Annotated in this window: 13 protein-coding genes, 1 tRNA gene and 1 riboswitch; of the genes, 7 read left to right on the top strand and 7 right to left on the bottom strand. The window is 71.4% G+C overall.

Features of this window, described 5'->3' with window-relative positions; translation table 11 throughout:
• The first annotated feature begins 15 nt into the window (after positions 1–15).
• Positions 16–1,587, top strand: coding sequence for a hypothetical protein (locus tag QF027_RS22850; protein WP_307076652.1), 1,572 nt, complete (start codon positions 16–18; stop codon positions 1,585–1,587).
• Between the two features lie 18 nt (positions 1,588–1,605).
• Here the strand turns inward: QF027_RS22850 and QF027_RS22845 are convergent, their stop codons facing one another.
• On the bottom strand, positions 1,606–2,733 hold the full coding sequence (locus tag QF027_RS22845) for a dihydrofolate reductase family protein (protein WP_306979315.1): 1,128 nt from the start codon (positions 2,731–2,733) through the stop codon (positions 1,606–1,608).
• Between the two features lie 69 nt (positions 2,734–2,802).
• On the opposite strand from QF027_RS22845, the gene QF027_RS22840 reads away from it, so the two are divergent.
• Both QF027_RS22840 and QF027_RS22835 read left to right on the top strand, forming a co-directional pair.
• Positions 2,803–3,312 carry a MarR family winged helix-turn-helix transcriptional regulator gene (locus QF027_RS22840; protein ID WP_306979318.1) on the top strand — a complete coding sequence of 170 codons (510 nt, stop codon included), beginning with the start codon at positions 2,803–2,805 and terminating at the stop codon, positions 3,310–3,312.
• A 124-nt stretch (positions 3,313–3,436) separates the two neighbouring features.
• Positions 3,437–4,072: a GTP cyclohydrolase II gene (locus QF027_RS22835; protein ID WP_266562846.1), complete on the top strand. Its 636-nt coding sequence runs from the start codon at positions 3,437–3,439 to the stop codon at positions 4,070–4,072.
• A 3-nt stretch (positions 4,073–4,075) separates the two neighbouring features.
• On the opposite strand, the gene QF027_RS22830 is transcribed toward QF027_RS22835, so the two are convergent.
• From QF027_RS22830 to QF027_RS22820, 3 genes are read right to left on the bottom strand one after another with little or no spacing between them, the layout of a single operon-like run.
• A complete protein-coding gene (locus tag QF027_RS22830; RefSeq protein ID WP_306979321.1) occupies positions 4,076–4,726 on the bottom strand; it encodes a response regulator in 651 nt (216 codons plus the stop codon).
• Entirely contained in the window at positions 4,714–5,865 is a 1,152-nt protein-coding gene (locus QF027_RS22825; RefSeq protein WP_307076650.1) for a sensor histidine kinase, read from the bottom strand. The genes QF027_RS22830 and QF027_RS22825 overlap by 13 nt, the downstream gene beginning before the upstream one ends.
• 10 nt (positions 5,866–5,875) lie before the next feature.
• Positions 5,876–6,172: a hypothetical protein gene (locus QF027_RS22820; RefSeq protein ID WP_307076648.1), complete on the bottom strand. Its 297-nt coding sequence runs from the start codon at positions 6,170–6,172 to the stop codon at positions 5,876–5,878.
• Positions 6,173–6,306: 134 nt separating this feature from the next.
• Between QF027_RS22820 and QF027_RS22815 the strand changes: the two genes are divergently transcribed.
• The 4 genes from QF027_RS22815 (at position 6,307) to QF027_RS22800 (ending at position 9,652) form a co-directional block, all read left to right on the top strand.
• Positions 6,307–6,380: transfer RNA gene (locus QF027_RS22815), tRNA-Met, on the top strand.
• 136 nt (positions 6,381–6,516) lie between these two features.
• Positions 6,517–7,206 carry a hypothetical protein gene (locus tag QF027_RS22810; protein ID WP_307076646.1) on the top strand — a complete coding sequence of 230 codons (690 nt, stop codon included), beginning with the start codon at positions 6,517–6,519 and terminating at the stop codon, positions 7,204–7,206.
• 224 nt (positions 7,207–7,430) lie between these two features.
• Positions 7,431–7,588: riboswitch (cyclic di-AMP (ydaO/yuaA leader) on the top strand.
• An 11-nt stretch (positions 7,589–7,599) separates the two neighbouring features.
• Complete coding sequence (locus tag QF027_RS22805) at positions 7,600–8,634, top strand: M23 family metallopeptidase (RefSeq protein WP_306979329.1); 1,035 nt, start codon at positions 7,600–7,602, stop codon at positions 8,632–8,634.
• 64 nt (positions 8,635–8,698) lie between these two features.
• A complete protein-coding gene (locus tag QF027_RS22800; protein ID WP_307076644.1) occupies positions 8,699–9,652 on the top strand; it encodes an aldo/keto reductase in 954 nt (317 codons plus the stop codon).
• A 44-nt stretch (positions 9,653–9,696) separates the two neighbouring features.
• Here QF027_RS22800 and QF027_RS22795 read toward each other — a convergent pair whose 3' ends face one another.
• The 3 genes from QF027_RS22795 to lhgO all read right to left on the bottom strand — a co-directional run bounded on the left by QF027_RS22795 (position 9,697) and on the right by lhgO (position 13,278).
• Positions 9,697–11,040 carry a PrsW family intramembrane metalloprotease gene (locus tag QF027_RS22795; protein WP_307076642.1) on the bottom strand — a complete coding sequence of 448 codons (1,344 nt, stop codon included), beginning with the start codon at positions 11,038–11,040 and terminating at the stop codon, positions 9,697–9,699.
• A gap of 50 nt (positions 11,041–11,090) precedes the next feature.
• On the bottom strand, positions 11,091–11,972 hold the full coding sequence (trmB, locus tag QF027_RS22790) for a tRNA (guanosine(46)-N7)-methyltransferase TrmB (RefSeq protein WP_307076641.1): 882 nt from the start codon (positions 11,970–11,972) through the stop codon (positions 11,091–11,093).
• An 85-nt stretch (positions 11,973–12,057) separates the two neighbouring features.
• Positions 12,058–13,278 (bottom strand): L-2-hydroxyglutarate oxidase, encoded by a 1,221-nt coding sequence (lhgO, locus tag QF027_RS22785; RefSeq protein ID WP_306986628.1) that lies wholly within the window; start codon positions 13,276–13,278, stop codon positions 12,058–12,060.
• Between the last annotated feature and the right edge of the window lie 13 nt (positions 13,279–13,291).

The raw sequence follows: 13,291 nt of genomic DNA, 5'->3' as shown, positions 1-13,291 counted from the left end.
GGAGGGGAGTTGAAGATGGTGCGACGGAGATCGCTCGCTTTCGTCGGGGTGGCCGCGCTGGTACCGCTGGTCGCTTCCGCCGTTTCCGCGCAGGCGGCGTCGGGCTCACTGGCCGTCACCACGCTGGGTCGGCACGGCGCCAAGGTCTCGACGACGGTCACCGTGGTGGCCGTGCCGTCCGGGCAGACGTACAGCGTCACGTCGGGCAAGCGGATCAGCCTGCCGGCGGGGCGCTACCTCGCGATGACCGACATCTGGGAGCACGGCACGGAGGGGCTGGGCACCGACACCATCGGCGCGCGGGTCGTCCAGGTGTCCGGCAGCACCTCGGTGACGCTCGACGCGCGCAAGGGCAAGGCCGTCAAGGTGTCCCTCGACACGCCCGCCGACGTGACCGGCCCGCCGCGGATCAGCGCGCAGGTGTGCGCCGCCACCGTCAGCAACCTGCCCTCCGCCTTCAGTTCGGGCGGCTGGAACTACCAGGGATCCCTCTACGCCATCCCGAACTCCTCCAAGCTGCTGCAGTTCGGGTACCTGGCGCAGTGGTCGGGCAACGACAGCTACGTCGCCGTGAAGAACACCACGGGCATCCCGGCCGCGCCCGGCGGGTCGTTCAAGCGGTCGAACCTGGCCACGATGCGCTTCTCGGTGCGCAGCGGCACGCAGATGGCCCGGCAGAACGACACCGCGCTCCAGGCGATGCCCAGGACCCACGACTGCACGACCGACCTGATGACCGAGGTCCGCGACGACAGCGCACCGTACAGCGCCACCGTCCATGTGACTCCGGGGACCTGGCAGCCACGCGACGACCTCATCGCGAGCAACGGCGAGGACGTCGGCGGCGGTTTCCCGAAGGTCAGGACTCTGAAGGCGGGACAGAGCTTCACCCAGTCCTTCGGCCGGGCCGCGTGGAGCCCGATGCACTACCTGCCGATGATCGGCGACAAGTCCGTCACCTTCATCCCGGACGCCCTGATCGGCGACCCCGACGTCGGGGTCAACGGGGCCGACCCGACGAAGGAGACGGTGGTCCTGTCCAAGGGCGGCACTACCGTCAAGAAGCAGACCGTGACCAACTGGGGTGCCGGCGACGCCGAGTTCTCCGCCGGGATCCACTCGGTCGGCTGGTACGACCTGACCGTCGACGCCCATCGCTACCGTCCCGGCATCACCTTCCCCGCCGGCATGCTGTCGTCGCGCGTCACCCTCGACTGGCACTTCAAGGCCGACCCGGACAAGGCGATGGTCGCGCCGGTCTTCATGACCCGCTTCCTGCCGACCGGGCTCAACAGCCACAACCAGGCCGCGGCGAACGGCACCACCACGGTCGACGTGAGCGCCGGGCGCGGCTCCCAGGGCCCCGACCTGAAGTTCACCGAGGTGACCGCCAAGTCCGTGCGGGTCTGGTCGTCCGCCGACGGCGGCAGGACCTGGAAGGCGGCGACCGTCAAGCACTCCGGCTCGACCTGGCAGGCGTCCGTCCACAACCCGGCGTCCGGTGTGGTCGCCCTGCGCTCCGAGGTGACCGACGCGGCCGGGGACCGTTCGGTGGAGACGGTGTACCGGGCGTACGCCATCGGCTGAGACCGGCGGGGCGCGGGTTCACAGCAGGTGGCGGTTGGGTGCCTTCGCGCGGCCCTCGTACTCGCCCAGCACCACCACGTCCACGCCCGCCCCCGTGAGCAACCCCGTCCCGTCGGCCCCCGCCACGAACGTGTCCGGCTCCCGCCACGCCGTCACCACCCGGCGTACTCCCGCGTCCAGGATCAGCCGGGCGCAGGGGAAGGGCCGGGACGCCCGCCGGGTACAGGGTTCCAGGCTCGTGTACACCGTGGCCGTGGCCAGGCGGGGGTCGGCCGGATCGATCTTCGCCAGGGCCGCCTCCTCGGCGTGGACCACCGGATCGCCGACCTCCCTGGAGTGGCCGCGGGCCAGCTCCGTGCCGTCGGCGGCCACCACGACCGCGCCCACGCTGAACGCCGTCTGTGAGGGCGGGCACCGGGTCGCCAGCTCGCAGGCCAGGGAGAGCCAGTGGCGGTCCGCGGGGGACGGGTGCAGGCCCGTACCGGGGGCGGTGGGTTCGTAGCGCATGAGGACCACGTCCTCGATCCGGCGGGACTCCACGAGGCGGAGGCGTCCTGCCTGGTAGGAGCCCGGGCCGAAGAGGCGGGGGGCGTCCGGGGTGCCCACGAAGAGGGGGGCGAGGACCAGCTGCAGCTCGTCCGCCAGGCCCTGCTGGAGGAGCTGGGTGTGGACCCGGCCGCCGCCCTCGACCATCAGGCGGTCCACGCCGCGCTCCTCGTGCAGGTGCTCCAGCAGGCGGTGCCAGTCCAGTTCGGGACCGAGAGAGACGACGTCGGCCGCGAGACCCAGGGAGCGGGCCCGCTCCGCGCCCTTGTCCGTCGTACAGACGAGCTTCTCGCCGCCGGTGTGCCAGAAGTTCGCGGACGGGTCCAGGTCTCCCGAGCCGCTGACCGTGACCTTCAGGGGGTACGGCGGCTTTCCGGCGGCGACCCGGGCCGCGCGGCGTGCCTCGGAGTTCACCAGCAGGCGGGGGTTGTCGGCGCGGATCGTGCCCGCGCCGATGAGGATGGCGTCCACGGAGGCGCGGACCTCGTCGACGCGGTCGAAGTCGGCCGGGCCGGACAGGAGGAGGCGGTCGGGGCCGGTGTCGTCGAGGTAGCCGTCGAGGGAGACCGCGGCGGAGAGGAGGACGTAGGGGTGGGGCATCGGGGCTGTCCCTCTCGAAAACGGATGACGGGTCTTGGTTCAAGTTTGAAGCAAACCTACACTGGGGGCATGACGACCCGCTGGCTCAGCCCCGACGAGCAACGCGCCTGGCGCGCGTACATCGCGGCCTCGCTCCTCCTGGAGGACACCATCGACCGGCAGCTCCAACAGGAGGCCGGCATGCCGCACCTGTACTACTCCATCCTGGCCAACCTTTCGGAAACCCCGGAGCGGCGGCTTCGGATGACCGAGCTCGCCGAAGGGCTGAAGATCACCCGGCCCCGGTTGACGTACGCCGTCGCCCGGCTGGAGAAGGACGGGCTGGTGCGGCGCGAGAGCTGCCAGTGGGACAAGCGCGGCAGTGTCGCGGTCCTCACGGACGAGGGGATGGCGGTGCTGGAGCGGGCGGCGCCCGGGCATGTGGAGACGGTCCGTGCCGCGCTCTTCGACCGGCTCACTCCCGAGCAGGTGGGGCAGCTGGAGGAGATCTTCATGAGCGTCACCGAAGGGCTCCAGAGTGACGGTGGCGGCTCCGAGGGGGTCCCCTGGCGCCGGCGCTCGTCCCCGTCCTGCTCCTGAGGGACGCCCTGCGTGACGAGCGCCATATATCCATTGCTTCAAATTTAAAGCATGAGGTAGGGTCTCGGATCAGTAGAACTGCTTCAAATCTGAAGCAGGTATGCCTACGAACCGGAGTACCCGCATGCCCGACCTGCCCGCCGCCACCCAGCGCTCCCGCGTCCGCGTCCCGCTGCGCTTCGGGGACGGCTACCGCGTAGACGCCGAGCTCGTCACCTTCCACGGCCTGACCGACGGCCAGGAACACCTCGCCGTCGTCCTCGGCGACCCGGGCCCCGTCCCCCTGGTGCGCCTGCACTCCGAGTGCCTCACCGGCGACGTCTTCGGCTCCGCCCGCTGCGACTGCGGCCCGCAGCTGCGCGAGGCGGTCGAGCGCATAGCCGAGCGCGGCGGCGTCCTGCTCTACCTCCGCCAGGAGGGCCGTGGCATCGGCCTCTACAACAAGCTCGACGCGTACGCCCTTCAGGACCAGGGCCTCGACACCTACGCCGCGAACACCGCGCTGGGCCTGCCCGAGGACGCCCGCGACTACACGGCGGCCGCGCAGATGCTCCGGGCGCTGGGCATCGGAGAGCTCGACCTGCTCTCCAACAACCCCGACAAGGCGGGCCAGTTGCGCGACCTCGGCATCGACGTCCGCGACCGTGTCCCCACCGGCGTCTTCACCACCGCCCACAACGTCCGGTACCTGCGCGCGAAGGTCCTGCAGACCCAGCACACGCTGCCGCTGGGGGAGTTGACCGAGCTCGGCGTCGGATGAGCGTCACTTGGGCGTGTGCGCCAGATAGGCCAGTACCGCCAGCACCCGCCGGTGGCCGCTGTCGCTCGGCGGCAGACCCAGCTTGAGGAAGACGTTGCCGATGTGTTTGCTGACCGCGCGCTCGGTGACGACGAGGGTCTTCGCGATGGTGGTGTTGTCGTGGCCCTCGGCCATCAGCTTCAGCACCTCGCGCTCGCGCGGGGTGAGGGAGTCGAGGGGGGTGTCGCGGCGGCGGGTGAGGAGTTCGGTGACGACCTCGGGGTCGAGCGCGGTGCCGCCGGCCGCGACCCGCTCCAGCGCGTCGAGGAACTCGTCGACCCGGCCGACCCGGTCTTTCAGGAGGTAGCCGACCCCGCTGCTGCCACCGCCGAGCAGTTCGGCGGCGTACGACTCCTCGACGTACTGCGAGAGCACCAGCACAGGGAGTCCGGGGATCCGCTCGCGCGCCTCGAGAGCCGCCCGCAGCCCCTCGTCGCGGAAGCCGGGCGGCATGCGTACGTCGAGCACCGCCACGTCCGGCCGGTGCTCCAGCACAGCGGGCAGAATTTCCGGACCGGTGCCGACGACAGCCACCACCTCGTGCCCGGAGGACGTCAGCAGGAGGACCAGCCCCTCTCTCAGGAGGGCGTTGTCCTCGGCGATCACCACACGCACGGCAGCTCCACATCGATCACGGTCGGGCCCCCTACGGGGCTGGTCACTTCGAAGGTCCCGTCGAGCGCGGCGACCCTGCGCCGCATCCCGAGCAGCCCTGAACCCGCGGACTCGTCGGCGCCGCCGCGGCCATCGTCCCGCACCCGCACGGTCAGGCCGCGCCGGGTGCGGGCGAGCCGGACCTCGGCACGGTCCGCCCCGCTGTACTTGGCCACATTGGTGAGGGACTCGGCGACCACGAAGTAGGCCGCGGCCTCCACCGCCGCGGGCGCCCGGGTGCCCGCGTCCAGACCGCCGTCCTCGACGCCGACCGTGAGCCCGCTGCTCGACGCCAGTGCCCGCACCGCGCCCACGAGACCCCGGTCGGTGAGGATCGGCGGATGGATGCCGCGCACCACCTGCCGCAGCTCCGTCAGCGCCTGTTCGGCCTGGCCCTGGGCGTCGTCCAGCAGTCTGCGGGCGGCGTCGGGGTCTCGGTCGTAGGCCCGCTTGGCGAGTCCGATGCGCATCGAGAGCGCCACGAGGTTGGCCTGGGCGCCGTCGTGCAGGTCCCGCTCGATGCGGCGCAGTTCGGCCTCGTGCGCGGCGATGGCGTCGGCCCGGGTCTCCTTCAGCTCCTCGACCCGCCGGGCCAGCCTGGCCTTCGGGGAGGGCATGAGCAGCGCGGTCGACCAACGGGCCTCGGTGTCCGCGAGCTTCACGATCAGCGGCAGGACGACCGGGCTGCGGCGCAGGATCCCGGCCCACACACCGTCGACCACGAGGCCGAGGGGCCACAGCGGGAGGGCGAGGGCGAGGAGGGCGCCGTAGAGGTAATAGGAGAGCATCCAGCGGAAGTCCCTGAGCGTGCCGGGGTCTTGCACGGTGATCCTCAGCCGCTCGCGGAGGGTGCCGGTCATCGGCGTGTACGCCTCGGGGATCTCCCGGCCCGTCCACAGGGCGGTCAGGTTGCGCTTGGCGCCGGCGATCCGCCGTATCAGCAGCACGGCCTCGGGCAGCAGCCAGCAGCCGACCACGGCGACCGTACCGATGGCGGCGATCAGCAGCACGGTGATGAAGATGTACACGCCGAAGCACATCGCCGCGGCCACCACGAGGTGCACGGTCGCCATCGCCGCACGCTGCACCGACTTCCACATGCGGCTCACGCTAGATGATCGGGCCCGGGAGCACGGTGTAGCCCGCTACACCATCGGGACCCGAACGAGGCTCACTCCGGGCTGCCGCCGTCACCGTCGCCGTGGTCGCGGACCCGGTTCCGGTGGGCGTTCGATCTTTCGCGGCCGGGGGAAGCGTCAGTACGGCCCCGTCGTCGATCTGCTCCAGGCTCGTCACCACGTAGGGAGAACACGCCCGCACCGCCAGCCGGATGCCGCCGTCGCCGAACTCCGTCACCCGCAGCGTCCGGCCGCCGGAGAGCGGGATGTCCCGCTTGTCGATCTCCACCGGCCGCTCGTCGGCTGCCGCCCTGTGCCCCTCCCCGTTTCCGTGAGGGGCGCCACGGTACGCCGCCCTCGCCCGGCCGATCCCCACCATGGCGCGAACCACCCCGTGGATGGCGTATGCTGGTCACACAACGACGCGGGGTGGAGCAGCTCGGTAGCTCGCTGGGCTCATAACCCAGAGGTCGCAGGTTCAAATCCTGTCCCCGCTACTCAAGGCTCAGGGCCGGAATCCAGTTACTGGACTCCGGCCCTGAGTGTTTCCCCAGGCCGGGCCACCCGGTGCCGAGCTCATCCGCGCGCACCTTCGTTCGCCCACTCCCGGCGCGGCTGCTCGTCGCGGGGGGCGTGCTACGACTACCTCGCCCCGTCACGGTTCTCCGCCGCGCCCCTCTTCACCGCCGCGCCTCTGGTCGCGGCCCCGCTCTGCTCCCGGCGCGGCACCGTCTCACCGGCGTCGAGTCCGCCCTCGTCGTCCTCGCGGTCCACCTGCGGCTCGGCATCCTCCTCCAAGCCGACGCCGTCACCGAGCCGGCCACCGCGGCGACGGTCGCCCGTCCCCGCGGCCTTGTCGATCTCCTCGTCCGCCGAGGCAGCGAACCGCCGGCCTACCGGCGCGAGATCGCCGAAGCCGCCCAGCGAGCGGTGCTGCCCCGTGCCGCCGGGCGGATCGGCAGGTTCGCCCTCGCGGTGCCCTGCGAGGCGGCCCAGACGGACGCGTTCATCAGGCGCCCGTTCGCACGGATGGTCGTCGGGGACGTGCGCGGCAAGGGAATGGGGCCGGTGGCGGCTGTCGCGAGCGTCATCGCGGTGTTCCGGGAGGCCGTCGAGGAAGAGACCACACCGACGCCGACGCGAGGTGGGACCCGGCGGGACAGCGTCGAGGCCTTCGAGGAGTTGACCACGGCCGTCCTCGCCGAACTCCCGCACGGCGACGGGGTCGTACGGATCGTCAGCCGCGTGGGCAACCACCGCGTACGGCCTCCACGAGCGGTTCTACGACCCCGGGCGCTGCTCGCCGCCCGACGGCCTTCGTGACCTGGCGTGAGCGGGTGAGCGCCCTCCGCATAACAACTGACGCACCGTCAATACCTGTGGGGCGCCCGGGGTGAGGTCAACTCGCCCGTTTTTCACCGCTCATGGGCCGTAAGTCCTGCGGGATTTCGTTAATGATCAAGTGGAACAGCTTGGAATCGAGCCCCCGGGTCTATTAACGTTCGATAACGCAGCGCGGTCGTCCCAGCCGTCACAAGAGACGGCTCCGTGCTCACGCGCCGAATCCCGCAAGGGAACCGGGGAACCACTAACTTGGGGTGAATCGCTCGTACTCCGCCGTGGCAGCACGGCGGGTATACGCGCGTAGGAGACCTTCCTGCTCCGAACCCGTCAGCTAACCCGGTAGGCGAGAAGGAAGGAAAGGAGTGCGCCCACGTGGCGAACCCGCCTGCCCCTGAGGCCCCGTTCGAGCCCGGTCAGCGCAGTACCGACACACTTGTGTACGGCGGCTACCGTGCCGACGACGAGGCCACGCTGGGGGAGTGGAACCCCACCGCGGAGACCCTCCCCGCCGTACGTGGCCGGCACCGCGTCACCAAGCAGCGTGGCGGGGGATTCGCCCGCAGCTCCACCGTTCTGGGCGTCGGTGTCATAGCCGCCGTCAGCGCGGGCGGGATGGCCAGCGCCAACACCGGCAAGCCGCCGGTCTCCATCTCCATGCCCGACCTGCCCTCCGTGGGTTCGCTCATCTCGGACGACTCCGACTCCGCCGCGGACGACACGAGCGCCTTCAGCAGCGTCGGCACCGCCACAGCCGACACCGCCAAGGGCACCTCGGACGCCGGTGAGGCGCTGCGCTCGCGCATCCTGGCCCAGGCCGAGCGGCAACAGGACCAGATCGACACCAAGGCCGCCGCGGCCGTCGCGGCCGCCGCCGAGAAGGAGGCCGACGCGGCCGCCGCCAAGGCGGAGAAGGACGCTCAGGAGAAGGCCGCCGCCGCGAAGAAGAAGGCGGAGGAGGAGGCCGCGAAGAAGGCCGAGGCCGCGCGCCTGGCCGAGCTCGCCAAGCAGTACACGCTGCCGACCTCGTCGTACACCATCACCTCGACCTTCGGTCAGGCCGGCTCCCTGTGGTCCTCCGGCTACCACACGGGCCTCGACTTCGCCGCGCCCACGGGCACGCTCATCAAGGCCATCCACAGCGGCACCATCACCGAGGCTGGCTGGGCCGGTTCCTACGGCTACCGCACGATCCTGACCCTCGACGACGGCACCGAGCTGTGGTTCTGCCACCAGTCCTCGATCAGCGTCAGCGTCGGCCAGAAGGTCGGCACCGGTGACGTCATCGGCCGCGTGGGTGCCACGGGCAACGTGACCGGCGCGCACCTGCACCTGGAGGTCCACCCGGGCGGCTCGGCCGACGGGATCGACCCGATGGCGTGGCTGCGCGGCAAGGGTCTCAACCCCTGAGGTTTACGGCGATTTTGCGGCCGTCACGGAAGGCGGGCGTCCGGTGCTTGCGTTGACGTAGGACATGACTGCTTCTCCGCTTCGCAAGCTCGGCTCCTCCGACATCGAGGTCTTCCCGCTCTCCCTCGGCGGCAACGTGTTCGGCTGGACGGCCGACGAGTCCCAGTCCTTCGCCGTCCTCGACGCGTACGCCGCCGCGGGCGGCAACTTCGTCGACACGGCCGACTCGTACTCGCACTGGGTCGACGGCAACTCCGGCGGTGAGTCCGAGACCGTCATCGGCAAGTGGCTGGCGGCGCGGGGCAACCGCGACGACGTCGTCATCGCCACGAAGGTCAGCCAGCACCCCGACTTCCCCGGCCTGACCGCCACCAACATCAAGGCCGCCGCCGACGCCTCGCTGCAGCGCCTGGGCACCGACCACATCGACCTCTACTACACCCACTTCGACAAGACCGAGGTGCCGGTCGAGGAGATCATCGGCGCGCTGGACGAGCTGGTGAAGGCGGGCAAGGTGCGGGCGATCGGAGCCTCCAACATCTCCGCCGCGCGCCTCGCGGAGTCCCTGGCCTTCTCGGACCGCGAGGGCCTGGCGCGCTATGTCGCCGTGCAGCCCCACTACAACCTGGTCTCCCGGGACACCTACGAGGGCGAGCTGCAGGCGGTGGCCGCGCGTGAGGGCCTCGCCGCCGTCCCGTACTACGCCCTCGCCTCCGGGTTCCTCACCGGCAAGTACCGCCCCGGCGCGACCGTCGACAGCCCGCGGGCGGCGGCGGGCGCCGGCAAGCACCTGGACACCGAACGCGGCCGGAAGGTCCTCGCGGCCCTGGACGACATCGCCGAGTCCCACAGCGTCCCGGTCGCCACGGTCGCCCTCGCCTGGCTCGCGTCCCGGCCGACGGTCGCGGCCCCGATCGCTTCCGCGCGTACGGTGGCACAGCTGCCGGCGCTGCTGGGGGTGGCGGAGCTGGCGCTGACGGAGGAGGAGGCGGCTCGCTTGACGGAGGCGTCGGCCTGAGTCGGGCGCAGGGGCCGACCGGCGGTGCCGAGGTCTGAGCAGCCCTACGTCCGGTACGGGTTGTAGGCGGGGTACGGCACCGTCGAGTGGGCCGGCTGGACCGGGTGCGGCGGATAGCCGTACACCCCGTACACCGGCCAGGGCGGCGCGGCCACCGGGACCGGCGGCGCCGTCATCCGGGCGGCGTGGTCCAGCGCGGGCCGCGCGACGTCACGACGCCGCCACAGCTCGTGCAACAACTCCCGCTCCCGTACGACGAAGTCGGCGTTCGCCCGCCCGAGCCGCCCCCGGCGCCGTAGGAACGCCAAGGACGTCGCGTACGCCTCGTACTGCGAGACGGCCCGTGCCGCGGCCCGCCCGCCGAACTGCCGCCGCGCGTACTCCCGCGCCACCCGTCGTGCCCGCATCGAGCCCAGTACGTACGGCTCCGTCGGCGCCAGCCACCCGGCGACGGCGTACGCGGGCAGTTCCTCGCGCACGGTCTTCAGCTCCCGCTGCCGCGTCCAGATGACCAGCCAGGTCAGCAGCGCGAACGCCGGCACCATGAACATCGCGTACACCGCGAAGAACCCGTACTCCCCGAGCGTCGAGGAGCCGTTCCACATCGCGTGCATGCCCATCGCGAGCAGCAAACCGGACAGCGGGACGAGCACTCGCCGTACGTGCTGGCGTTCCGCCGAGAGCGCGGAGATGCCGAAGCCGATGCCGGTGAGGACGGTGAACAGGGGGTGCGCGAACGGTGACATCACGACGCGCACGAAGAAGGTCGCGGCGGTGACGGAGGCGATGCCGCCGTGGCCGTTGAGCTGGTCGGTGCCGAAGGCGGTGCCGATGTAGAGGATGTTCTCGGTGAAGGCGAAGCCGGTGGCGGTGACCCCCGCTATCACCACCCCGTCGACGATCCCGGTGAAGTCCCGTCTGCGGAACAGGAAGACCAGCAGCACGGCGGCGGCCTTGGCGGACTCCTCGACGATCGGCGCTATGACGGTCGCGCCGAGGGTGTCGGCGCTGGTCGGGTCGGCGGTCGCCGTCGCTATCCATTTCGTCGCGAAGCTGTTGGCGATGATCGCTATCAGCGCCGCCGCGCAGGCGCCCCAGGCGAAGGCGAACAGCAGATTGCGCCAGGGACCCGGTTCGACCCGGTCGAGCCAGCGGAACGCGGCTATGAGCAGCGGTACGGGCAGAACGGCCAGGCCCAGTCCGACCAGGAACCCCTCGGTACCGGTCTGCTGGCGGACCAGGGCGAGGATGACGAGCCCGGACAGCGCGAGGAGCGTGATCAGGGCGCCGTAGCGCACCCACTTCCGCTGCCACCAGTGCGCATGCCGCAGCGCGGCGCCGCCGGTGGGGTCACCGGGGTGCGTCGGATACGGGGGACAGGTGGCCACAGCATCGACCTTAACGAGACAGAGGCGCCGCCCGCAGGCGGAGCGGGTGATCAGGCGCCGGTGGGGGACTGGTCGGATCGGTCGGGTCGGTCGCCGTGCTGTACGCGGCGGAACAGCAGGTCGTTCACGACATGTCCTTTGTCCAGTCCCTGGCCCTCGAAACGGGTCAGTGGCCGGAAGTCGGGACGCGACGCAAAACCGCCGTCTGCCTGTGTGTTCTCGAAGGCGGGGTGCGCGGTGAGCACGTCGAGCATCTGTTCGGCGTACGGTTCCCAGTCGGTCGCGCAGTGCACCAGCGCCCCCGGCCGCAGCCGTGTCGCGGCCAGGTCCAGGAACTCCGGCTGGATCAGTCGCCGCTTGTGGTGCCGCTTCTTGGGCCAGGGGTCCGGGAAGTAGACGCGCAGTCCGTCGAGCGAGTCCTCGGTCAGCATCTCGCGGAGCAGGATGATGGCGTCGCCGTTGCCGACCCGGACGTTGGACAGCTTCTGCTGCTCGGCGAGATTGAGCAGGTTCCCCTGCCCAGGGGTGTGCACATCGACGGCGAGGATGTTGATCCCCGGCTCCGCGGCGGCCATCTGCGCGGTGGCCTCACCCATGCCGAAGCCGATCTCCAGCACGACCGGACGGTCGTTGCCGAACATCTCACCGAAGTCGATCGTGCGCTGTCCGTCGATGTCGAGGCCCCATGTGGGCCACAGCCGCTGCAACGCGTCCGCCTGCCCCGCCGTCACCCGGCTGCGGCGCGGCTGAAAACTCCGGATCCGCCGCTCGAAGTGCGATCCCGCGGGATCGGCACTGGGCCCGTCGGGAAACCGCGGCTCCCCTTTGGCCCGGGCGTGCCGAACGGGGACACCGGGGGCGTGCGGAGCGGACTCGTCGGCGGCGGTCGGCCGGGACCGGGGAGCTTCGGGGGCGTTGAGGGAGTCAGACACAGTGGAGTCGATTTTACGGTGGCCTCGGGGACGAGCGCCGCTCAGGGATGTTCCGGCCGTCACGTCCGGGGGCACCAGTCACCCCTCACGCCGAGCGCAGCGTCTCCAGCGCCCGTCGGGCCACCTCCCGCCCGATCGGCAGGGACGCCGTCGCCGCGGGCGAGGGGGCGTTCAGCACATGCACCGCCCGAGCTCCCTCGCGGATCAGGAAGTCGTCCACCAGCGTGCCGTCCCGCAGCACCGCCTGGGCCCGTACCCCGGCCGCCGAAGGCACCAGATCATCCGCCGTGACGGCAGGCAGCAGCCTGCGCACAGCCGCGGTGAACGCCCTCCGCGACACCGACCGCCGCAGCTCCCCCGTGCCGTACCGCCAGTGCCGCCGGGCTATCTGCCACGACCCCGGCCAGGCCAGCGTCGCCGCCAGCTCCCGAGGTCGTACGGTCCCCCAGTCGTACCCCTCCCGGGCCAGTGCGGGCACCGCGTTGGGCCCGACGTGCACACCCCCGTCGATCCCGCGCGTGAGATGCACCCCGAGGAACGGAAACGCCGGATCCGGCACCGGATACACCAGTCCCCGCACCAGCTCGGGCCGCGCCAGCGAGTAGTACTCCCCCCGGAACGGCACGATGCGCATCCCCGGCTCGTCCCCGGTCAGCCGGGCCACCTCGTCGCAGTGCAGCCCGGCGCAGTTCACCAGCACCCGCGCCCGTACGACGTCCCCGGCGCCCGTCAGCACGGCGACCCCGAGCTCCGGCCGCCGGTCGATCCGCCGCACCTCGGCGCCGTACCGGATCTCCGCGCCCGACGCCTCGGCCAGCTGCCGCGCGACCCCGACGAAGTCGCACACGCCGGTCGTCCCGACGTGTATGGCGGCGAGCCCCTCGACCTCGGGCTCGTACTCCGCGATCTGGGCGGCGCCCAGCTCGCGCACCGGAATGCCGTTCTCCCGGCCGCGCTGCACCAGTCCGTGCAGCCGGGGCAGCTCGCTGCGCTCGGTGGCGACGATCAGCTTGCCGGTGACGGCGTGAGCGATGCCGTACTCCGCGCAGAACTTGACCATCTCGGCGGCGCCCCGCGCCGCGTACCGCGCCTTGAGCGACCCGGGCCGGTAGTAGATCCCGCTGTGGATCACCCCGCTGTTGCGCCCGGTCTGATGCCGGGCGGGCCCCGCCTCCTTCTCCAGCACGACGACCCGGGTACCGGGCGCGCTGCGCGTGATCGCATACGCCGTGGACAACCCGACAATGCCCCCACCGACCACGAGCACGTCACAGTCGTAAGCGATCCCCGTCGACACCTGCACCACCTCCCACACCCGA

The sequence above is a fragment of the Streptomyces canus genome (genome assembly GCF_030816965.1).
GTDB lineage: Bacteria > Actinomycetota > Actinomycetes > Streptomycetales > Streptomycetaceae > Streptomyces > Streptomyces canus_E.
Note: the sequence above shows the minus strand (reverse complement) of the source record. Positions and strands in the feature narration are given on the sequence as shown.